This window comes from Kosakonia quasisacchari (genome assembly GCF_004331415.1).
In the GTDB taxonomy this organism is placed as follows: Bacteria; Pseudomonadota; Gammaproteobacteria; order Enterobacterales; family Enterobacteriaceae; genus Kosakonia; species Kosakonia quasisacchari.
On record NZ_SJOP01000010.1, the window covers coordinates 141775 to 163877 of the forward strand.

Consider the following 22103-nt stretch of genomic DNA (forward strand, 5'->3'; position numbering starts at 1 on the left):
GGCGTGGAAAAACTCACGCATATGCCTGGTGAATATCTCGCCAGATCACATCTGCGCCCTCTCTCTCACCCCCGGAAAAAAGCGGAAAGAAGGAGGCAGGGCGAGAATCGCTGTGGAAGAGTGGCGTCATTTTGAGCAAAGGGGATTTTTTGATGTTGAATGCATGGCATTTGCCCGTCGCGCCGTTTGTGAAACAGAACCAGGATCAATTAGTTATTAGCCTTTGGCTAACCGGAACCTCGCTGCCGGAGCGGGTGACGCTGCGGGTTGAAATCGATAACGAAGAGACGCCTGTGGTGATGCATCGCGGGCGCAAACCGACAGCCGATGGTGTAACTGTCTGGCGGGCGGCGATCGATGTGGCGAGCGGGCAGCCGCGTCGTCGCTATAGCTTTAAGCTGCTATGGGAAAACCGCCAACTCTGGTTTACGCCGCAGGGCTTTAGCCACTTTCCGCCCGCCCGGCTTGAGCAGTTCGCCATTGATGCGCCGGACTGCGGGCCGCAGTGGGTGGCGGACCAGGTGTTCTACCAAATTTTCCCGGATCGTTTTGCCCGCAGTCTGCCGCGCGGCGCAGATCAAGACAAAATCTATCATCACCATGCAGCAGGGCAGCCGATCGTTATGCGAGACTGGGACGATCCGCTGACCGGGGACGCGGGCGGTTCAACCTTCTATGGCGGTGATCTTGACGGCATCAGCGAGAAACTGCCGTACCTGAAAAAGCTCGGCGTCACCGCGCTGTACCTTAACCCGGTGTTTGTTGCTCCCAGCGTACATAAATATGACACCGAAGATTATCGCCATGTTGACCCACAGTTCGGCGGCGATGAGGCGTTGCTGCGCCTGAGGCACAACACGCGCGACGCGGGCATGAAGCTGATTCTGGATGGCGTCTTTAACCACACCGGCGATTCCCACGCCTGGTTCGACCGACACAACCGTGCAACGGGCGGCGCGTGCCACAACCCGGATTCGCGCTGGCGTAGCTGGTTCAGCTTTGATGAGAACGGCCACGCTCGCGACTGGCTGGGGTATGCGAGCCTGCCGAAGCTTGATTACCAGTCACCTACGTTAGTTGATGAAATTTATCAGGGTGAAGAGAGCGTGGTGCGCCACTGGCTGAAAGCGCCGTGGCACATGGACGGCTGGCGGCTGGATGTGGTGCATATGCTGGGCGAAGATGGCGGGGCGCGTAACAATTTGCGCCATGCCACGGGTATTACGCAGGCCGCGAAAGCTACCCAGCCAGAGGCGTATATTGTTGGCGAACATTTTGGCGATGCGCGCCAGTGGCTGCAGGCGGATGCCGAAGACGCGGCCATGAACTACCGCGGTTTTACCCTGCCGGTGTGGGCTTTTCTGGCAAAGACCGATCTCTCTTATGATCCGCAAAAAATCGATGCGCAAACCTGTGCGGCATGGATGGATAACTACCGCGCCGGGCTGTCGCACCAGCAGCAATTGCGTATGTTTAACCAGCTCGATAGTCACGATACGCCGCGCTTTAAAACCGTGCTCGGCAACGACATTGCGCGCTTACCGTTGGCGGTGGTCTGGCTGTTTAGCTGGCCGGGTACACCGTGCATTTATTACGGCGACGAAGTGGGGCTGGATGGCGCTAACGATCCGTTTTGCCGCAAGCCGTTCCCGTGGGACAAAAAGCGCCAGGATGGCAAGCTGCTGGCGCTTTATCAGCGCATGGCGAAGTTGCGTTCACGTTCGCAAGCGTTGCGCTACGGCGGCTGTCTGGTGATTTACGCCCACGACAATGTGCTGGTATTTTTGCGTGTTTACCGTCAACAACGGGTTTTAGTCGCGATTAACCGGGGCGAAGCCTGTGAAGTGGTGCTGGAGGATTCACCGCTGTTACGGGGGAAAAACTGGCGGCTTAAGGAAGGTACAGGTACGCTACAGGATGATGTGCTGACGCTTTCAGCCATTAGCGCATCTGTCTGGTCCGCCGCCTGAATCGCCACGCGAAGAGGGGCGGCATTACGTCTCCCCTTTAGCGAAGGCGATAGTACATGGATGGTCTTTTACTCTTTGGCGTGGTGGTGCTGTTTCTGGCACTGGTGGTGGTGCCCATTGTGGCTATCACTGCCTGGCGGCGCAGCATTGCCACCCAGAATGAACTGCAACAACTGCGTCAGCGGCTGAGCATACTGGAACGGCAGTTTTCGGCGACGCCGGAAAGCCGCGAACAGACACCGGTGGTGGCGGCTGAAGTCCTGCAATCCACCGAACCTGTTGAAATCACTCAACCTGCCGCGCCGGTGGAAAACCCGTGGGGGCGTCAAGTCGAACCGCCCGCGCCAGCGGAAAACCCGTGGGGACGCAAAGCTGAAACTCCCGCACCGGTTATCTCCTCGCCTGCTTTTGACGAACCTGTCGTAACGACAAAAACGCCGGAAACCGCATCGTGGGGAATGGTGACGTCGCTGGTGCGCTGGTTTATGCAGGGTAACCCGCTGGCAAAACTGGGCGTTATCCTGCTGTTTATCGGCCTCTCCTTTCTGCTGCGCTACACCGTGGAATACGCGTTGTTCCCGCTGGAACTGCGTCTGGCCGCCGTCGCGCTGGTGGCGATTGTGCTGCTCGGGCTTGGCTGGCGGCTGCGGCATAAACAGCCGGTCTTTGCGCTGATATTGCAAGGCGGCGCGGTTGGCGCGCTCTATCTCACCGTGTTTGGTGCGTTCCGTTTATGGCAGATGCTGCCGATGACGCTGGCCTTTGGGCTATTAATCGTTATCTGTGCGGCGAGCGTGGGGTTGGCGGTGCTGCAAAAAGCGCTGAGCCTGGCATTGCTGGCAAGCCTTGGCGGCTATCTCGCGCCGATCCTGCTCTCTACCGGCGGTGGCAGCCATGTTGCGCTGTTCTCGTTTTACTTGCTGCTTTCGGTAGGGATCCTCGCCATCAGTATTTGGCAGCACTGGCGCGAATTGAACCTGCTCGGCATGGTCTTCACTTTCGGTGTCGCCGGGCTGTGGGGCATGGATAACTATCGCCCGCAATTCTACCTCAGTTGCCAGCTGTTTCTGATAGCTAACATCCTCATCTTCGGCGTACTGAGCGTGGCGCTTTCTCTGCGCGCACAGCGCCGAGGCGAGCGCATTATTGATGGTGTTTTACTCTTTGCGCCGCCGCTGGCGGGCTTTGGTATGCAGTACGCCATCACCGAACACTGGCATTATGGACCGGCATTTAGTGCGCTGGGCTTTGGTCTTTTCTACCTGGTGCTGGCGATGCTGGCGTTCAAACGTTTCCCTGCGACCGCAAAACCGCTGGTACTGGCGGCGCTGGCGCTCGGCGGCGCGTTTGCCACGCTCGCCATTCCGCTGGCGTTGTCGGCGCGCTGGACGGCGATGGCCTGGGCGCTGGAAGGGCTGGGTATTTTGTGGCTTGGCGTGCAGCAAAATCTGCGTCGTATGAGTTACAGCGGCAGCGCATTACTGCTGCTGGCGCTATGCAGCGCGCTATGGGCGGCGGCGGACGGCATTAATGCCGTGTCGACATTGCTGATCTTTGCCGTGCTAAGCGGTTGCTGGCTGGCGGCCTCCTGGCTGTGGCGTGGCCTGCGGCAAGAGGGAAGCTGGTTACTGCTGGTGGGCGGTATCGCGTTTTGGGTGGTTGCGCTCGGCGGTGCGTCTCAGGCTGCGATGCCAGCCTCGGTTGACAACGGGTTTGGCGTACTGGCGCTGCTGGCGCTTTCCGTATGGTTATGGCGTGCGGGCAGCTTGCGCTGGTCGTGGCCGGAACTGGGGTACGCCCGCTGGCTGTTATGGCCTGGAATGGCAGTCATGCTGGCCTGGCAGATTATGAGCCAGGGGCATCTGCTGGCGGCAGGCTGGTCGAATCTGGCCTGGTGTGTCGCGCTACCTGCCGCGTTTCTGCTGCTTTATCGCGAGAAAGAGACGACGCCTGCGCGTTTGTCGCAAGGGCTGCATATCGCGTTGTTGTGGATGCTGCTGTTGGCTGCAGGCACTGAGCTGTGGTGGTTCGTCGATGGGCTGGCGTGGGGGAATGAACCCTGGCAGGCCGGGTTGCCAATGGCGGCGGGTGGTGTGGTGATTGCGTTGGCACTGGCGGCCATTCGCCGCCAGTTCTGGCCGTGGCGCACCTGGCCTGTGCTGTATGGCGCGCTGGGATTATTGCCGCTGGTTCCTGTGCTGCTCTGTTTGCTGGTGTATGCCAATCTGAGCGATGGGGTAGTGATGGGCATGACGTATCTGCCGGTTATTAATCCGCTGGAAGAGGGCGCGGCGTTTGCGCTGCTCGGCGTCTGGCTGTACAGCCGTTTTGCTGAAGCGCACTACCCGGCGGTGGCACCGCAAATCTGGCGTGTGCGCCCGTGGGTGCTGGCGGCGCTTGGTTTCTGGTGGCTAAACGGTGCGTTGCTGCGTCTGCTGGCCTACTACGGAGAGGTGGCCTGGGAGAGTGAAAGTCTGTGGCAGTCGCGATTGATTCAGACCAGTTTTGCGCTGTTCTGGATGTTGATTGCGCTGGTGGTGATGATCCGCGCCACACGCCAGCATGCACGCCAGCAGTGGTTGTGCGGCGGTGTGTTGCTGGGCGTGGTGCTGCTTAAATTGATGCTGGTCGACAGCGCTGGCGGCGGTGGGCTTTCGCGAGCGATCGCTTTTATTGGTGTGGCGGTTCTGGTACTGATTGTGGGTTATTTTTCACCCCTGCCGCCAAAGGCTATGCGGGAAGAGGACAAGGGAGAAGAACAATGAAAAAGTGGCATGGATTACTACTGGCCGCACTGATGACAACGGCAAGCGCAGCGATAAGCAGTGAGGCTGTTACGGATTCACCGCAGGATTACGCGTTTGGCGCGACGCTCGATCTGCCGCAACCGGCATCCTGGTACCGCGTGGATCTACCTCTGGATACCTACGCACAGAGCGCCTGGCCAGATCTGCGTGATGTCCGGGTGTTTAACCACGATGGCGAGCGTGTGCCGTTTACGCTGGAAACGCAGCGTGCCGCAGCGCATGCGCCAGAGCCCATCGCGCTGCGGGTGTTTCCGCTGGATTCGTCGCCGGTTGACACCGGCACAGAAGGGCCAAATGTGGTGCGTTTGCACTCCTCGTCCGGCGTCGATATTCGTATTGAAGGCGAGCCTGACGAAGTTGTCGGGCAGAGCTATTTACTGGCGTTGCCGGAAAATATGCCGGAAAGCTTCACGCTCGCACAACTTAAACTGGCCTGGTCGGAGCCAGTAAAAAACTGGCGCGGCAAAGTGACGCTCTTTTTCAGTCGTGATATGCGCACCTGGACCACGTTGCTGAACGACGCTCCAGTGATGGAGCTGGCGAGCGGCAGCGAACGGCTGAAGCTCGATCAAATTAACCTCGATCAACCGATGCCTGCCGATGGTGTACGTTATTTGCTGATGGTGTTTGATACCCCGAACCTGCCAGTGACGATTACGCAGGTCACTGCACGGCCTGGCAGCGAGCCAACGCTGCTGGAACAGGTGGAGATGGCAGCTCACGAACAGCGGGTTTCCGCGACCGAAGCGCAGTACCAATGGGCGCGACCGCAGCCATTAAGCGTGCTGTCGGTAAGGCTTGCGCAAGAGGGCGTATTGCCGGTGGCGATTGACTGGCGCAGCAGCGCCAACGGCGAGTGGAAACCGTTAAGTAAAACGGTGCTGTGGGCGCTTAATGGGCGTGTTTCCGCACCGCTCAGCCTGCCAGGAGACGCCGTGCAGGCGGTGCGCATCACCACGCTCGATGCCCGTCTACCTGAAGCATTGCCGCAGGTAACCGGCAGCCGCGACCGACAATCGCTGGTCTTTAATGCGCAGGGCAAGGGGCCGTTTATGCTGGCGTGGGGTAATCGGGTGGCGGAGCCTGCTGCGGTGACGATGGAAGGATTGATCCCGGAAGCGCTGCGTAAACAGCTCGATCTTACGGCGATACCGGAAGTGCAGGTGCAGGATCGTGTGGCGCTTGGCGGCGAGGAGCGGTTGACGGCGACATCACCGGCAGAACGCCAGCAGACGTGGAAAACCTTGCTGGTGTGGGGCGTCTTACTGTTGGGCGTTGTGGTGTTGGTATGGATGGCACTGCGCATCTGGCGTGAAGTGAAGACACGCGAATAACGAGCTGCCTTTACAGGAGGCGGCATTGCTTTCGCCCTTGGAAGGGCGTCGAAACCTTAAAAGCAGCAACGGCCTGTTTTGTCGGATTTACATGCAAAGACAATCAGGCAGAATCAGAGCCCCGGAATAGCAGCGCTCACCGGATGTGGTTTTTCAGCTAGCCATAAAAAAGGCCCGCGGTGCGGGCCTTTATCAACGCAGCCAATTACAGGCTGGAGACGTTTTCGCTCAGGTATTTTGCTACGCCGTCCGGAGAGGCGTTCATCCCTTCTTTACCTTTTTCCCACTGAGCCGGGCACACTTCGCCGTGCTCTTCGTGGAACTGCAGCGCGTCAACCATGCGCAGCATTTCATCGATGTTACGGCCCAGCGGCAGGTCATTGACGACCTGGTGGCGCACGATGCCGTTTTTGTCGATCAGGAAAGAACCACGCAGGGCAACGCCCGCATCCGGATGCTCGATACCGTAAGCCTGCTGAATTTCACGTTTGATGTCAGCGACCATCGCGTATTTCACCGCGCCGATGCCGCCTTTCTCAACCGGCGTGTTACGCCATGCGTTGTGAACAAACTCGGAGTCAAAAGAGACGCCAACCACTTCCACACCGCGGTTTTTGAACTCTTCGTAACGTTTGTCGAAAGCGATCAGTTCAGACGGGCAAACGAAGGTGAAGTCCATCGGCCAGAAGAACAGTACGGTCGCTTTACCGTTGGTGTGCTGTTTGAAGTTGAAGTTTTCAACAATTTCACCGCTGCCCAGAACGGCTGCGGCAGTAAAATCCGGTGCCTGACGAGTAACCAGTACCATATGTACTCCTGTAATTTACAAGGTTAATAGAACGCAACGCGGGCCAGTATAGGGAGAGGGGTAATGCAGCTCAAAGCGCCACTGACAATCGCTGGTATAGGTTTTATCTATCGATTGTTTCAACAATAACGCTTTCTAAAAATAGCGCAACGCACCCTCAGTGCAAGAATTAAAGCTGTTGCTCTTTGGCCTGCGCCATCATACGCGGATAGAATTCCCAGAATTGAGCCTCCAGCGCGGCGTAGTTGGCGTCCAGATCCTGCCAGGAGTCGCGCAGTGCATCCAGGCGCGGGCGGCGGTTCGCCATCCCGTTGAGCACATTCTGAATAAAGGCCATCTCGTGGTAGCGCTCCAGCCAGCGCTCTGACCAAAGGTAATTGTTCAAATTAATAAATCGCGGCGGAGAGTCGGGCAGGATTGTAGCGACCTGCGCACGGGCATAGTGAACAAAATCACCCAGCGGGAAATCCGGAGAAATTTGCGCCCAGTGTCGGGAGAGGAAATGATCCCACATCACATCCAGCGTGATCGGCGCGACTCGCCGGGTTTGCGGGCGGAACCACTCGCGGGCGGTTTTGACTTCCGGCAGGTTGTCGGTCATGACGTCGATACGGCGATGCATATGGATCCCATCAACGATCTCCACCGGGTAGAGGTCTTGCGGGTTGCCGCGAACAAAATCCGCCAGCAGGTTGCCGGGCAGGGAACTGTCGGCAAGATGGGCTAAGTGCAGGTGCGCTAAAAAATTCATGCTTATTGTTTGTCCAAAAGCGGCTAACGGTTGCAGCGAAGGGGCGTGGGCACTAGACTACCCGCCTCTTAAATATGTATCGAGTTAGTGTCATGCGCGTTGCCGATTTTTCCTTTGAATTGCCCGAATCCCTGATTGCCCACTATCCGCAGCCTGAGCGCAGCAGTTGCCGCTTACTGTCGCTGGATGGCCCAACAGGCGCGCTGACGCACGGTACTTTCACCGATTTACTCGACAAGCTCAACCCCGGCGATCTGCTGGTGTTCAATAACACCCGCGTAATTCCGGCGCGCCTGTTTGGCCGTAAAGCCAGCGGCGGCAAGATTGAAGTGCTGGTTGAGCGTATGCTCGACGATAAACGTATTCTGGCACATATTCGCGCATCCAAAGCGCCGAAGCCGGGCACGGAACTGCTGCTCGGTGATGCGGAAGATATTCAGGCGACGATGATGGCGCGCCACGACGCGTTGTTCGAAGTGGCGTTTCACGACGAACGTCCGGTGCTGGATATCCTCAACGCCATCGGCCATATGCCGCTGCCGCCCTATATTGACCGCCCTGATGAAGAGGCGGACCGCGAGCTCTATCAGACCGTGTACAGCCAGAAGCCTGGCGCGGTTGCCGCGCCGACGGCAGGGCTGCATTTTGATGAACCGCTACTCGAGCGTTTGCGTAATAAAGGCATCGAGATGGCGTTTGTGACGCTGCATGTAGGCGCGGGAACTTTCCAGCCGGTGCGCGTTGACAGCATTGAAGACCATATTATGCATTCCGAATATGCCGAAGTGCCGCAGGAGGTTGTTGACGCGGTGCTGGCGGCAAAAGCGCGTGGCAACCGGGTTGTCGCCGTGGGAACCACGTCCGTTCGTTCGCTGGAAAGCGCCGCGCAGGCAGCAAAAAAAGATCTGATTGAGCCGTTCTTCGGCGATACGCAGATTTTCATTTACCCAGGTTATCAGTACCGGGTGATTGATGCGCTGGTCACCAACTTCCACCTGCCTGAATCGACGCTGATCATGCTGGTTTCTGCTTTCGCCGGGTACAAACACACCATGAATGCGTATCACGCCGCAGTTGCAGAGAAATATCGCTTTTTTAGTTACGGGGATGCGATGTTTATCACGTACAATCCGCAAGCCATTTTTGAACGCGTCGGGGAATAGGTCCGCGGTGCTGGTTTTAAACGTCAGACTGTCTTTCTGGCTGGAGAAGAAATGAAATTTGAACTGGATACCACTGACGGACGCGCCCGCCGCGGTCGTCTGGTGTTTGATCGTGGCGTGGTTGAAACGCCAGCGTTTATGCCTGTGGGCACTTACGGCACCGTAAAAGGGATGACGCCGGAAGAAGTTGAAGCCACTGGCGCGCAGATTATCCTCGGCAACACTTTCCACCTGTGGCTGCGTCCGGGTCAGGAGATCATGAAGTTGCACGGCGATCTGCACGATTTCATGCAGTGGAAAGGCCCAATCCTTACCGATTCCGGCGGTTTCCAGGTGTTCAGCCTTGGCGACATCCGCAAGATCACCGAAGCGGGTGTGCACTTCCGTAACCCGATCAACGGCGATCCTATTTTCCTCGATCCGGAAAAATCGATGGAGATTCAGTACGATCTCGGTTCCGATATCGTGATGATCTTCGACGAATGTACGCCATATCCGGCGGACTGGGATTACGCGAAACGCTCTATGGAGATGTCTCTGCGCTGGGCGAAACGCAGCCGTGAGCGTTTTGATGGGCTGGGTAACAAAAATGCGTTGTTCGGTATTATTCAGGGCAGCGTTTACGAAGATTTACGCGATATCTCGGTCAAAGGTCTGGTAGAGATTGGCTTTGATGGCTACGCTGTCGGCGGTCTGGCTGTGGGCGAGCCGAAAGAAGATATGCACCGCATTCTGGAGCATGTCTGCCCGCAAATCCCCGCAGACAAACCACGATACCTGATGGGCGTCGGTAAACCAGAAGATCTGGTTGAAGGCGTGCGACGCGGCATTGATATGTTTGACTGCGTAATGCCGACGCGCAACGCCCGTAACGGTCACCTGTTTGTGACCAATGGCGTGGTGAAAATCCGTAACGCGAAATATAAAAGCGATACCGGCCCGCTTGATAGCGAGTGTGATTGCTATACCTGTCGCAATTATTCTCTTGCTTACTTGCATCATCTTGACCGTTGCAACGAAATATTGGGCGCGCGTCTCAATACCATTCATAACCTGCGGTATTATCAGCGTTTAATGGCTGGTTTACGCAAGGCTATCGAAGAGGGTAAATTAGAGAGCTTCGTCGCGGATTTTTACCAGCGTCAGGGGCGGTCTGTACCACCTTTGAACGTTGATTAATTTAATAATGAGGGAATTTGAATGAGCTTTTTTATTTCTGATGCGGTAGCAGCAGCAGGCGCACCGGCAGCCCAAAGCCAGTGGACTTTGATTCCGATGCTGGTGGTGTTCGGTCTGATTTTTTACTTCATGATTCTGCGCCCGCAGCAAAAACGCACGAAAGAGCATAAAAAGCTGATGGACTCCATCGCTAAAGGTGATGAAGTGCTGACCAATGGTGGTCTGATTGGCCGCGTAACCAAAGTAGCAGACACTGGCTACATTGCTATCGCCCTGAACGACACCACCGAAGTGGTAATCAAACGTGACTTCGTAGCTGCCGTTCTGCCGAAAGGCACGATGAAGGCGCTGTAATCTATTGTTTTCCCAAAGGGAACTGCCGTGTTAAACCGTTATCCTTTGTGGAAGTACATTATGCTGGTCGTCGTCATTATCGTCGGCCTGCTTTACGCACTTCCCAACCTGTATGGTGAGGATCCGGCTGTTCAGATCACTGGCGCGCGCGGCGTCGCCGCCAGTGAGCAAACGCTGATCCAGGTCCAGAACGATCTACAAAAAGAAAAAATCAACGCGAAGTCTGTGGCACTGGAAGAGGGCGCAATTCTTGCTCGCTTCGATTCTACTGATACGCAGCTGCGCGCCCGCGAAGTGCTGGTCAGTTCGTTAGGCGATCAGTACATTGTCGCGCTTAACCTTGCTCCGGCAACACCACGTTGGTTGACCGCCATTAAAGCTGAACCGATGAAACTCGGTCTTGATCTGCGCGGCGGTGTGCACTTCCTGATGGAAGTGGATATGCAGACGGCGTTGAGCAAGTTGCAGGAACAGAACATGGACAGCCTGCGCAGCGATCTACGCGACAAGGGCATTCCTTACACCACCGTGCGTAAGGAAGATAACTATGGCCTAAGCATTCAGTTTCGCGATAGCGCGACGCGCGATCAGGCGAATACTTACCTGACAGCCCGCCACCGCGATCTCGTTATCTCCAATCAGGGCGACAACGTGCTGCGTGCTGTGATGAGCGATGCTCGTCTGAGCGAAGCCCGCGAATATGCTGTTCAGCAGAACATCAATATCTTGCGTAACCGTGTAAACCAACTGGGTGTGGCTGAGCCGCTGGTGCAGCGCCAGGGCGCTGATCGTATCGTGGTTGAACTGCCGGGTATCCAGGATACGGCACGTGCGAAAGAGATTCTGGGCGCCACTGCGACGCTGGAATTCCGCCTCGTTAACAGCAGCGTGGATGCTTCCGCCGCCGCTTCTGGCCGCGTACCTGGTGACTCCGAGGTGAAACAGACGCGTGAAGGCCAGCCCGTTGTGCTGTACAAACGCGTGATCTTGACCGGTGACCATATCACCGACTCCACTTCCAGCCAGGATGAGTACAACCAACCGCAGGTGAACATTTCACTGGATAGCGCGGGTGGTAACATCATGTCTAACTTCACCAAGGACAATATCGGTAAACCGATGGCGACCTTGTTTGTGGAGTACAAAGACAGCGGTAAAAAAGATGCCAACGGACGTGCGGTGCTGGTGAAACAGGAAGAGGTGATTAACATCGCCAACATCCAGTCTCGCCTCGGTAACAGTTTCCGTATTACCGGTATCAGCAACCCGACCGAAGCGCGTCAATTGTCGCTGCTGCTGCGCGCTGGTGCACTGATTGCGCCGATCCAGATTGTTGAAGAACGTACCATCGGCCCAACGCTCGGTTCGCAGAACATCACGCAGGGTCTGGAAGCCTGCCTGGCAGGTCTGGTGGTTTCCATTATCTTCATGATCTTCTTCTATAAAAAGTTTGGTCTGATCGCCACGTCTGCGCTGGTTGCCAACCTGGTGTTAATTGTCGGCATTATGTCGCTGCTGCCTGGTGCAACGCTGACGATGCCGGGGATTGCCGGGATCGTGCTTACCCTTGCGGTCGCGGTGGACGCCAACGTTCTGATAAACGAACGTATTAAAGAAGAGCTGAGCAATGGTCGTTCGGTGCAGCAGGCGATTCACGAAGGTTATCAGGGCGCGTTTTCGTCCATTTTCGATGCGAATATCACCACGTTGATCAAAGTGCTTATTCTTTACGCAGTAGGTACTGGTTCAATTAAAGGGTTTGCGATCACCACTGGTATTGGTGTTGCGACCTCAATGTTCACCGCCATTGTCGGTACCCGTGCCATCGTCAACTTGTTGTACGGCGGCAAACGCATTAACAAGCTGTCTATCTGAGGAGTGCGTTGTGGCACAGGATTATACTGTTGAACAATTGAACCACGGCCGTAAAGTCTGGGACTTTATGCGCTGGGACAACTGGGCTTTTATCATTTCCGGCGCGCTGCTGATCCTCTCCATCGTTGTGATGGGTGTTCGTGGCTTTAACTGGGGCCTGGATTTTACCGGTGGTACGGTTATCGAAATCTCGCTGGAAAAACCGGCAGATATGGATTTGATGCGTGACGCGCTGGAGAAAGCGGGCTTCCAGGAGCCGCTGCTGCAAAACTTCGGTAGCAGCCGCGACATCATGGTACGTATGCCGCCCGCTAAGGGCGAAACCGGTGGCCAGGTGCTGGGAAGTAAAGTCGTTAGCGTGATTAACGAAGCGACCAGCCAGAATGCAGCCGTGAAACGTATTGAGTTTGTCGGTCCGAGCGTGGGCGCTGATCTGGCGCAGACCGGTGGGATGGCGTTGCTGGTCGCGTTGATCAGTATTCTGGTTTATGTCGGTTTCCGCTTCGAGTGGCGTCTGGCTGCGGGCGTGGTTATCGCGCTGGCGCACGACGTTATCATCACGATGGGCGTACTCTCGCTGTTCCAGATTGAGATTGACTTGACCATCGTGGCATCGTTGATGTCAGTAATTGGTTACTCGCTTAACGACAGCATCGTGGTATCTGACCGTATTCGTGAGAATTTCCGTAAGATCCGCCGCGGTACGCCATACGAGATCTTTAACATTTCTCTGACGCAAACACTGCACCGTACGTTGATCACGTCCGGGACCACGTTAGTTGTGATCCTGATGCTGTATCTTTTCGGCGGCGCAATGCTGAAGGGCTTCTCGCTGACCATGCTTATCGGGGTTTCCATCGGTACAGCTTCTTCTATCTATGTCGCGTCTGCTCTGGCGCTGAAAATGGGGATGAAGCGCGAGCATTTACTGCAGCAGAAAGTGGAAAAAGAAGGGGCGGATCAGCCGTCTATTCTGCCATAAGCATTCGTTTGTACAGGACAAACCGCAGCCATATGCTGCGGTTTTTTTATCTGTAGTATTTTTCCTGTTTATAATAAAAGCGTGCTTATTTATTAGAGATATCAATTTCATCTTTTCTTTTCTATAAAATGGGAACAGCTTCCCTTTATTGAATATTCATTCCGCATCGCCATTCTTTTTTGTTAAAGTGCATGAATTCGTAATGATATGGCTGTGACCAGAGATTTGTCAGTGTGTTGAAACCTAAAAAAGTGTTGATTGCAGATGATCACCCTATTTATTTAATGGGGATGCGAACGTTACTCGCACCACTTTCCGCGCAGTACCTCATTATTGATGAAGCCATGACCGCCGATGAAGTCGTGGCAAAGTTGGAGCAGCACGCAACTGATATTCTGATCACCGATCTCAGCATGCCCGGAGAGCGATACAACGATGGCCTGGCGCTCATTCAATTATTAAAAAGACGCTGGCCAGATTTGCTGATTATTGTGGTTTCTATGATCAATAACCCCGGTATTCAGCATTCATTACTGCGTCTCGGAGTGCACACGGTATTAAATAAAGCCAGTTTGTCGACAAAGCTGTTACAGACATTGCAAGCGCTCACCTTGCCTGCTATTTCCCCGAAAACGACTACGCCGCAAGTGGACGCTGCAGCGCAACTTGAGGTGAAGCTGACACCAAAAGAAAATGAGGTGCTGCGCTTGTTACTGCGCGGTATGACTGTGAACGATATCAGCACCCGGCTTAGTAGGACGAAACAAACCGTCAGCGCACAGAAAAAAAGCGCCATGCGTAAATTGGGTGTCACCTCCGAGTACGAGCTCTATCAATACCTACAGCAAATTGGATTAACAAGTTAACGACATGGAGTTTGTTATGCATGGAATGCAGACACTACTTGCGACGTACAGTGCCGAACAGCAGCGCACCCTCGCACAACAGCTACGCTACAGTGATTTGAATCTCGCCACTGTGGATATAAACGATGCGCAGGATACTCTTTCCCGTCACCCCTGGCATGTGCTACTGGTCGATTTGAGTGAGAGTGCAAATCCAGGTGTTGATTTAGTTGAGACGTTACTCATTGCGGAGTTGGCAGGAGAATTAACATTACCTTCGTTATTAGTGGCCTGCATAGATGATGAACAGGCAGAAACGGAATCAACGCTGCGCCTGAAGGGTTTCGATTATATTTTGTCTCTTCCTTTATCTGCAGAGCATTTACGTCGCTTTTTACAGTCGAGGGAAATGCCACAAGCGCAGTTGTGTGAATTACATCGGCTGGCGAATAATCAGCAGCCAATAATTGATGCCATGGTTCCTAAACTTTTGCAGACGTTGGCTGCTGATATTCAACAACTTGAAATTACCGCGCGTACTGGAACTCTTCCTCAGATTGCCAATCTTGCCCACCGAATGAAATCTTCCTGGTATCTTTTGGGAATGCGCCGGGCGATACGCTGCTGCATTGTGATGGAGCGGTTGCCTCAGCTGATTGATGAGGGGGCGATAACTCAAGGAAATATTTCGAAAATGCGCCAGCGTTTTATTTCGCTAATGTTTAAAGATTATAACCAACTGGTTTGTTTGTTAGGTTGATTTACTCTGGGTGCGCTCGGGTTGGATTATTAATAGGTTTTTTATACTGCATCGGCCAGCAATTGGAACCAGGAAAAGCGAATGTGTTCTTTTATTTTCCGCTGTATTAAATGGTGCATTTTTTTATTATGGCTACTTTTCACTTGCTGCCTGGCAGTTAATGCTCATCCGGCAAATATCGCTTTTTATGCCGCCGATTTTTCTGGCAGCGGAGCAGAAGAAAAGCAAGTAGCGCAAGTCATCCATCCTCTCGGATCTGCAGCCGTGAATACGTTTCCGGTGAATAATGCTGGAGTTGCTGCGCAAAAGAGCGTGTTTTGGCAGGGAGGGCGCCGTCATATCAAGGTCATTAGCTTGGTGATGTCGGCGATTGTTATCATTTCGATGTTGTGGATCATTTCGCTCAGACGACAGGTGAATCAGCGCATACGTATGCAACAGCGGCTTAAAGAGCAACTCTCCTGCATGAGCAATATGATGTTTTCCGTACCCTGGCCGGTCGCGGTGCGTAATCTACGTGGGGAACTTGTCAGTTGTAATATCCGCTATCTGGAAGAGATGAACGTCACGCACGAAGAGGTGTATGGGAAAACCGTCGATGTTTTGCCTTTGCCGGAATTTATGATCCGTGAGTTTCATCGTGACTATCAACGGGTGATTACCACAGGTGTCCCGCTCATGCGTGACAGGTTGCTGACGTTTAACCACTCGGCCCAATCACGCACCGTTTTTTACTGGATCATTCCTTTTCATGGGAGCGATGGCAGAAACAATGGTGTTTTAAGTGGCTGGATAGACATGACTGAGCGGCAGGAATTCATTCAGCAATTGAATGAAGCGAGGGATGAAGCCGTAGCGGCAAATCGGGCGAAGACGAATTTTCTGTCGGTGATGAGCCATGAAATTCGCACGCCGTTAAACGCGATTCTTGGCATTCTCGAACTACAAATAAAGCAAAATGTGCTGGCACAACAGCCACAGCCGATGCTGGAAGTCGCACACGACGCAGCAAAAAATTTACTCGCTGTTGTGGGGGATATTCTGGATATTTCACGGATTGAATCGGGCCGTATGGCAATAGCACCGCGAAAAGAGGAGCTGATTGCTTTGACACGCTCTGTCGCGCTGTTATTCAAAGAGGCGACCGATCAAAAACAGCTAACGATTAATATGCATGTAGAAGGGGGTGATCGGTGTCTGTTAAAAATTGACCCTCATCGTTACAAGCAGATCCTTTCTAACCTGTTAAGTAATGCGGTTAAATTTACTCGCGAAGGTTCGATAGACGTCATTCTAAAACATGAACCGGCTGTGGAGGGAATGATAGCGGTTTCGCTGACCGTCAAAGATACAGGTATCGGAATTACGCCCGAAGACCAAAAAAGACTTTTTAACCCTTTCACGCAACTGGATTCCGATAAAGACGCATCGCGGCTTGGCTCCGGGCTGGGGCTGTTTATTTGCCGTACCCTGTGTGAACTAATGAAAGGTGAATTAACGCTGGAAAGTACCCCTGGCGAAGGCACCGCTGTCCATGTGCGTTTGCGCCTGCCCGCGGTATCTGTCAATGCTGCTGAACATGAGTCGGCTGTGCCAGCAAAACGCTTATCTTCCGGCGTAAGACGGGTGCTCATTGTTGATGATTACCCGCCAAACCTTATGTTGTTACGTCATCAACTTGAATTTCTTGGTCATCAGGTCAGCGAAGCAACGAATGGAGAAGAAGCGCTAACCCTTTGGCTGATGAGCCGCAACTACGATTACATTTTGATCGATTGCAATATGCCAGTGATGGATGGTTTTACCCTTGCAAAGCTGATACGCGCGGAAGAACTGCGTTCAGGAGATACGCGTGCAACCCTGTTGGGGTTCACCGCCATTGCGCAAGTCGAGGTTGTTCAACAGTGTATCGCGGCAGGAATGGATGGTTGTTTGTTCAAACCTTGCAGCCAGGAGGTTATCAATAAATGGATAACATAGCCGTTGATAATTCCGAAACCTTTGCTTGTATATTGGGCATAAAGGCCTGAGCAGGAAAAACAAAGGCCTTTTCGTTTGACGGATAATAAATTAAATGCGGGACAGCGATTTACATTGCAATGTCAAACATCCGTGTCTGAAATAATAAACAGTAAAGCTGGCAATCAGTTCGCACATTTAGTTTTCCCATAGCACGGAGCTTATGTGCGCTGACAGTTTTAATACTAATATTCATACGTTTGGAAATCGTTGTTAACGAAAGCCCACGGCATAATAAGCGTAAAACCTCACTTTCGCGCGTTGATAATTCCTGTGGCGTCAGCGCATCGCGGCGGAAAAGTGAATCCATTAATCCTCGTTCAATATAGACTTCGTCCATCAGCACGGTAGTAATGGCACGCCAGAGCGTACGTTCGCTGGTGTTGCGGCTTATATAGCCTTTCGCACCTGCCTCCAGTGCAATACGAATAAGATTCGTATTGTTATAGGGAGATAAAACAATGGTTTTTGTCGTGGGGTAACGGCTTGAAATCCATTTTACCAGTGCTACGCCATCCAGCTCCGATACTGGGTTACCTGTTTTAATGGTATGCAGACCATAACCCAGAAAGAGAAGATCAACTTTTTTACTGGCGAGAATATCAAGAAGCTCTGTTTGCTCATTGGTATCACCAATAACGTCGATATCACGTTTATCAGTATTAAGATTGCTGTTTTTTAGTGAGTTAATCATCGAGGTCATTCCCCGACGTATAATTGCATGCTCATCCACAATTAAAATATTAATGGACATAGATTAACCTCCTAAACCTGCCTGAGGAATGTAAGCGGGATAGAGAAGATACGATGTTCTATTCCTGTTTTCTATCTGACCAGTAAGAAAAGTGACCATTATATTTAAGACCGGTTTGTAAGATTTGATAGATAAAATGCCAGAATTATTTTCAGGACTGTTCGTTATATTCCCAAAACAGATGGATTCCCGTTCAACGCCTGTTGCGATAGTGAGTCAGGTTATTCGCATCGCTATTGCGGGTAGGGGATTGATGATGCCCCGGCAATATCACACGGTTTAAAAATAGTAATCTACGGAGAGTTGCCAGCGCCTGTCTGGCCGCACGCTATAGGTCTTTTTCACCTCAGGGCGGTAGATTTTTTGCCACTGAAGGGCGATATCCACCGAATTCAGGTGACGCCTTAGCTCCACAAATCCCATATTTTTCTGGCGCTGCAAATCCCGCTGCCAAATGAGGTTGAAATCATACTGGTCGGCGATGTCTTTCCAGTACGCCTGCAATAGTGCACCGCGGCGTGGTGTCAGCCCGTCTTGCGCTTGTTGCGCTGTGCTGTCTGCGGGAGAGGTGGCAATCTGCGCGGCAATATAAGGGGGAGCGGCGCGAAGTGCAGAGATGGCTCTTTTGCTGTCGGCACTGCCGTTATAGTGACCCTCCAGGCGCAGGGTCAAATGGTTCTCGCCGGTCCAGGTCAAACCCACTGCTGCACGGTTACGCCACGCCATATCCCACTGATTTTCAGGCAGTGCTTCCTGCCAACTGAAGGGCTGACGTCCTCCCGCCCATTCCGCATAGACCAGTGCGGAGCGCGACAGCACCCGCGAAAGATTTACCCCCAACTGGGGCGAGCGGTGTTCTTCCTGTAGCAGCAACAACTGCGGATTAAGGTTTTCGGCAAAACGATAGCTTCCCGCCAGTAAAACCCGTTCACGGGGATTACTGGCATTCCAGTCAAGACTGGCGCTGTTCTGCCGTCGGCTGGCACTGATTTTGGGCGACCAGATCACGGTTGCAGCCGCTTTGTCCCAAAATTTTTGCAAACGGATCATGGCATTGCCCAGGCGGTTGCTGCGCAGAGACTCCGGATCGGCCGATATGGCTGAACGCACAGTACCGCGACCAAGAAAGTCGGTAGGGTTGTAGCCCAGCGCAACGCCATAACGGGTGTTAACACGCCCGACATCGATGGAGGACTGAGATGTCAGCGCGTAGCTCAGCCAGGCTTCACGCAACGTATTGATATTACGATTTTGGCTCAGGTGGTGAGAGAAGCGGCTGTCGAAGCGGTTCGAAAGTACAACCCGCCAGTTACGTAACAGGGTTTTGTCCCAGCGCATATCCAGCGACATGCGTTGTTCTTTATCGCTGTTTTCGTTCAGGTTAGTGGCAATTTCGAGCAGTGCACTCAGCGCCTTGTTCTCCACAGCGGTAAACTCAGTTTTGTCCGCCAGTTCAAGCGCTGCCAGAGTGCTATCCTGCTGTGCGCTGGCGGAGGCGTTGCACAGCACGCCGAGTGCGATGAGCCAGCCTAAGCGCGTGCGCGAGGCCTTCATTGATCCGTATCCTTAAAGTGCGCCAGATAATCGCGCTGTAGCCACGCTTCCGGGACATCCCGCCAGGCAAAATTCTGCTGGCGCAGAACGGTGACAAGCTGGGCGTTGACGCCATCAATGATCACCGCCTCGGTGGGGCGCACACCGCCCAGCGCGGGTTCGTAGCGACGATACCAGGTTGTTTTCAGCAGGTTACCATTAACGGCGTAGAACTCCGCTTTACGGCTTTTGAAATCGTTTTTGTCGACCCAAAGATCCATCGAAGGGTAGGGCGCGTCCGGATTGGTTGCGACCAAATGCAAGTGGTAGCAGTCGCGCATTTGTTTTTCGCCGTCCTGGATCTGCTCTTCAGCCAGCAGACTTGCCTGGTAATCTTCTGCCCAGTTGGCTGTTACGACATCGCCATTAGACGCTTGCCCCAACAGGCGCTGTTGCGGGGAGATTGGCACGCTGGCCTGGCTTGCCGGGTCATAAAGCCAGAGATCGCGACCGCTTTTCAGTGTCAATTTACCCGCATCGCGTTGCGGACTGATAAAGCGCAGCAGGCTGCGGAATTGACCGCCATTGGGCGATGCGCGCGAGTAGAGCACCAGTTTGCTGATGTCGTTCTGCTTGCCGTTTTTATAACTGATAAGCGTTGTGACCAGGCTAAAGGATCGATCCGGGTTACGTACCTCGTCGCTTTTTTTCAGGATGTGTTGCGCATCAAGTGCGGCACTTGCCGGCATGGCGGTCAACAAGAGCCATACCAGGCACAACGGTGCCAGGGTTTTCTTTTGCAATTGCATTATGTTCTTCCTTGTCAATGGATGAAGGGCAGGGGTCAGATATGGCGTAGCGCCTCGACGATAGAGACATTTGCCGCGCGTCGCGCAGGCCACCATGATGAGATGACGGTTATCAGCAACAAAACACCGACCACGCTGCTTATCATTGTCCACTCTCCCCACACGCTGATATGGATCCTGATTGGCACTGTCACGCCGGGGGGCTGCCAGGTAAGCCCGGCGTGATTGATGAGATACGCCAGCAATAAAGAGACGATTACCCCGATAGTCGAGCCGAACACACCCAGTAGCGAGCCTTCACTGAGAAACAAGCGCTGGATATCACGCCGTTTCTGCCCGACAGCGCGCAACGTGCCAATCTCCACTGTGCGCTCCATTACCGCCATCCCCATGGTGTTACTGACGGTGAATAGCGCAATGGCGAGGATGAGAACCAGCATGAAATTGAGCATATTGTCGAACATTTTCAGTACCTGTTTATACAACGGCTGTAGCTCGGTGAAGTCGTATACTGTCAGCGGATAATCCGCGAGTTCGCTGGCAAAAAGCTGCTGGAGACGCGCTCGCGCCGCCGCCAGTTGCGAGGTGCTGTGCAGTTGCAGAATGATAGCCGTCGCGCCTGGCGTCTCCTGACCAAACAGCAGCTGTTGCGCCTGGTGCAGATGGATGCCAACAAAGCTATCATCCAGCTCGCGAGCGGGTTGCGGCTGAATACCTTCCACTTTTACGCGTACTATGTTCGGCGCGCCGTTGCCGGAAGCTGCCAGAAGCTCAATGTAATTGTCACTGTCCGTAGCGTGCGCCTGTCGCGCTTGCTGCGACAGTTGCAGAAGATCGCCGGGAAGATCGGCTGCGTGGTTCTCTTTGGCTGGCGGAGGACTGCAAGGCTGGTTTTTTGCGAGGGCGCACAATTGCAGCAAACGCGCCAGACCGCCGCCAATAAATGCCGAATCTGCTGCGGCACCAGAGTATATGTGGCGGTTTTGCAGGAAATCACCGAGGTGGTATTCGTCCCATTTGTTCAGTTGCACTTTTCCTGCAGCTTCACTGCCGTAAATAAGTGCCGGACGTGACGTACCGACAGCATAATGCCCGGCGATGCCTGTCAGCATGAGCACTGGCGTGCTGACGGTGAGCATCGGTTGCAGTACCGGATCGCGGGTGATGATATCCATCACTTTCTGGTAATGACGGATGCTGTATTCCGCCGGGTTTCCCGTACCGTGCAGTAAATAATCCCGATGCTGAATTTGCAGATGACCGGTGCTACGAACAAATGTCGTTTGCAAACTGTATTTGATGGAGTGGTTATAACCGCCAAACAGCAGAATTCCGACGGCGCCAACCATGATTGCGCAGAGCGTTGATAAGGTACGACGACGGTTGCGCAGCAGGTTGCGCAGTGCGTGTTTCAGCGTTTTTAGTCTCAGCATGTTCTCTCCTTATCGGGTGCTCGGGCCACTCACACAGCCATCGTGTACAACATACAGGTCATCGGCCTCGGCAATTACCTGCGGATCGTGGGAAGAGAACACCACCGTAACGGCATGCTCCTGCTGCAAACGCCGTAACAGCTGTAAAATTGATTTGCCTGTTTTGCTGTCGAGGTTCGCGGTGGGTTCGTCGGCCACCACCAGCGTTGGGCGGTGAATGAGCGCCCGGGCGATGGCGACGCGTTGACGCTGCCCGCCAGAGAGCTGGTTCGGCAATGAATCGGCTTTATCGCCAAGGCCGACGCTCTCAAGCATGTCGTTGACCGCCTGCTTGCGCCAGGCTGCAGTTCGATGCTGCGCCAGAAGCGGAATTTCGACGTTTTCGCGTGCGGTCAGCACCGGGATAAGATTGAAGTTCTGGAAGATAAATCCAAGATTACGGGCGCGAAAAGCGCTGCATTGGTCGTCATTAAGGCTGTTCATTTCGCGATCGGCAATAACCAGACGGCCACTATCGGGAGTATCGATACCGCCGATTAAGTTCAGGAGTGTCGTTTTGCCACTGCCAGACTGACCGGATAATACGGTAAACCGTTTTGGTGCAATGTTGAGCGTCACTTCTTTTAATGCCTCAACACGAACCTGTCCTAATAAATAACTTTTACTGACGGCCTGCATTTCAACTGCCCACATCGTTCCCTGTTCCTTAGCGTGAAGTTCCTGTTTG

The 22103-nt window shown here is 53.7% G+C and carries 18 protein-coding genes; 11 read left to right on the forward strand and 7 right to left on the reverse strand.

What is annotated here, in order from left to right:
• Positions 1-152: 152 nt before the first annotated feature.
• From malZ to E0L21_RS12820, 3 genes are read left to right on the forward strand one after another with little or no spacing between them, the layout of a single operon-like run.
• Positions 153-1970 (forward strand): maltodextrin glucosidase, encoded by a 1818-nt coding sequence (gene malZ / locus E0L21_RS12810; protein ID WP_131410033.1) that lies wholly within the window; start codon positions 153-155, stop codon positions 1968-1970.
• A gap of 56 nt (positions 1971-2026) precedes the next feature.
• Positions 2027-4735, forward strand: a complete 2709-nt coding sequence (locus tag E0L21_RS12815; protein WP_131410035.1) for a DUF2339 domain-containing protein — start codon at positions 2027-2029, stop codon at positions 4733-4735.
• On the forward strand, positions 4732-6111 hold the full coding sequence (locus E0L21_RS12820) for a DUF3999 family protein (protein ID WP_131410037.1): 1380 nt from the start codon (positions 4732-4734) through the stop codon (positions 6109-6111). The genes E0L21_RS12815 and E0L21_RS12820 overlap by 4 nt, the downstream gene beginning before the upstream one ends.
• A gap of 205 nt (positions 6112-6316) precedes the next feature.
• Here E0L21_RS12820 and E0L21_RS12825 read toward each other — a convergent pair whose 3' ends face one another.
• Both E0L21_RS12825 and acpH read right to left on the reverse strand, forming a co-directional pair.
• The gene (locus E0L21_RS12825) at positions 6317-6919 is read right to left on the reverse strand and encodes a peroxiredoxin C (protein ID WP_131410039.1); all 603 of its coding nucleotides are present in this window, start codon (positions 6917-6919) and stop codon (positions 6317-6319) included.
• 169 nt (positions 6920-7088) lie between these two features.
• Complete coding sequence (gene acpH, locus E0L21_RS12830) at positions 7089-7670, reverse strand: ACP phosphodiesterase (protein WP_131410041.1); 582 nt, start codon at positions 7668-7670, stop codon at positions 7089-7091.
• A gap of 92 nt (positions 7671-7762) precedes the next feature.
• Here acpH and queA point away from each other — a divergent pair, with 92 nt between their 5' ends.
• From queA to E0L21_RS12870, 8 genes are all read left to right on the forward strand, one after another.
• Entirely contained in the window at positions 7763-8833 is a 1071-nt protein-coding gene (gene queA / locus E0L21_RS12835; protein ID WP_131410043.1) for a tRNA preQ1(34) S-adenosylmethionine ribosyltransferase-isomerase QueA, read from the forward strand.
• Between the two features lie 51 nt (positions 8834-8884).
• The gene (tgt, locus tag E0L21_RS12840) at positions 8885-10012 is read left to right on the forward strand and encodes a tRNA guanosine(34) transglycosylase Tgt (RefSeq protein WP_020456739.1); all 1128 of its coding nucleotides are present in this window, start codon (positions 8885-8887) and stop codon (positions 10010-10012) included.
• 21 nt (positions 10013-10033) lie between these two features.
• Entirely contained in the window at positions 10034-10366 is a 333-nt protein-coding gene (gene yajC / locus E0L21_RS12845; protein ID WP_020456740.1) for a preprotein translocase subunit YajC, read from the forward strand.
• 27 nt (positions 10367-10393) lie between these two features.
• The gene (gene secD, locus E0L21_RS12850; RefSeq protein WP_131410045.1) at positions 10394-12241 is read left to right on the forward strand and encodes a protein translocase subunit SecD; all 1848 of its coding nucleotides are present in this window, start codon (positions 10394-10396) and stop codon (positions 12239-12241) included.
• A gap of 10 nt (positions 12242-12251) precedes the next feature.
• Positions 12252-13223: a protein translocase subunit SecF gene (gene secF / locus E0L21_RS12855; RefSeq protein WP_131410047.1), complete on the forward strand. Its 972-nt coding sequence runs from the start codon at positions 12252-12254 to the stop codon at positions 13221-13223.
• A gap of 233 nt (positions 13224-13456) precedes the next feature.
• Positions 13457-14089 carry a response regulator gene (locus E0L21_RS12860; RefSeq protein ID WP_131410049.1) on the forward strand — a complete coding sequence of 211 codons (633 nt, stop codon included), beginning with the start codon at positions 13457-13459 and terminating at the stop codon, positions 14087-14089.
• Between the two features lie 16 nt (positions 14090-14105).
• Positions 14106-14828: an Hpt domain-containing protein gene (locus tag E0L21_RS12865; RefSeq protein ID WP_131410051.1), complete on the forward strand. Its 723-nt coding sequence runs from the start codon at positions 14106-14108 to the stop codon at positions 14826-14828.
• Between the two features lie 81 nt (positions 14829-14909).
• Positions 14910-16808 carry an ATP-binding protein gene (locus E0L21_RS12870; RefSeq protein ID WP_131410053.1) on the forward strand — a complete coding sequence of 633 codons (1899 nt, stop codon included), beginning with the start codon at positions 14910-14912 and terminating at the stop codon, positions 16806-16808.
• A 109-nt stretch (positions 16809-16917) separates the two neighbouring features.
• On the opposite strand, the gene E0L21_RS12875 is transcribed toward E0L21_RS12870, so the two are convergent.
• The 5 genes from E0L21_RS12875 to E0L21_RS12895 all read right to left on the reverse strand — a co-directional run bounded on the left by E0L21_RS12875 (position 16918) and on the right by E0L21_RS12895 (position 22069).
• Positions 16918-17601 (reverse strand): LuxR C-terminal-related transcriptional regulator, encoded by a 684-nt coding sequence (locus E0L21_RS12875; protein ID WP_131410055.1) that lies wholly within the window; start codon positions 17599-17601, stop codon positions 16918-16920.
• A gap of 279 nt (positions 17602-17880) precedes the next feature.
• Positions 17881-19155, reverse strand: a complete 1275-nt coding sequence (locus tag E0L21_RS12880) for a hypothetical protein (protein ID WP_131410057.1) — start codon at positions 19153-19155, stop codon at positions 17881-17883.
• Complete coding sequence (locus tag E0L21_RS12885; protein WP_131410059.1) at positions 19152-19943, reverse strand: outer membrane lipoprotein-sorting protein; 792 nt, start codon at positions 19941-19943, stop codon at positions 19152-19154. Before E0L21_RS12885 ends, E0L21_RS12880 begins: the two co-directional genes overlap by 4 nt.
• Positions 19944-19978: 35 nt before the next feature.
• Positions 19979-21376 carry an ABC transporter permease gene (locus E0L21_RS12890; RefSeq protein WP_131410061.1) on the reverse strand — a complete coding sequence of 466 codons (1398 nt, stop codon included), beginning with the start codon at positions 21374-21376 and terminating at the stop codon, positions 19979-19981.
• 9 nt (positions 21377-21385) lie between these two features.
• Complete coding sequence (locus E0L21_RS12895) at positions 21386-22069, reverse strand: ABC transporter ATP-binding protein (protein ID WP_131410062.1); 684 nt, start codon at positions 22067-22069, stop codon at positions 21386-21388.
• Between the last annotated feature and the right edge of the window lie 34 nt (positions 22070-22103).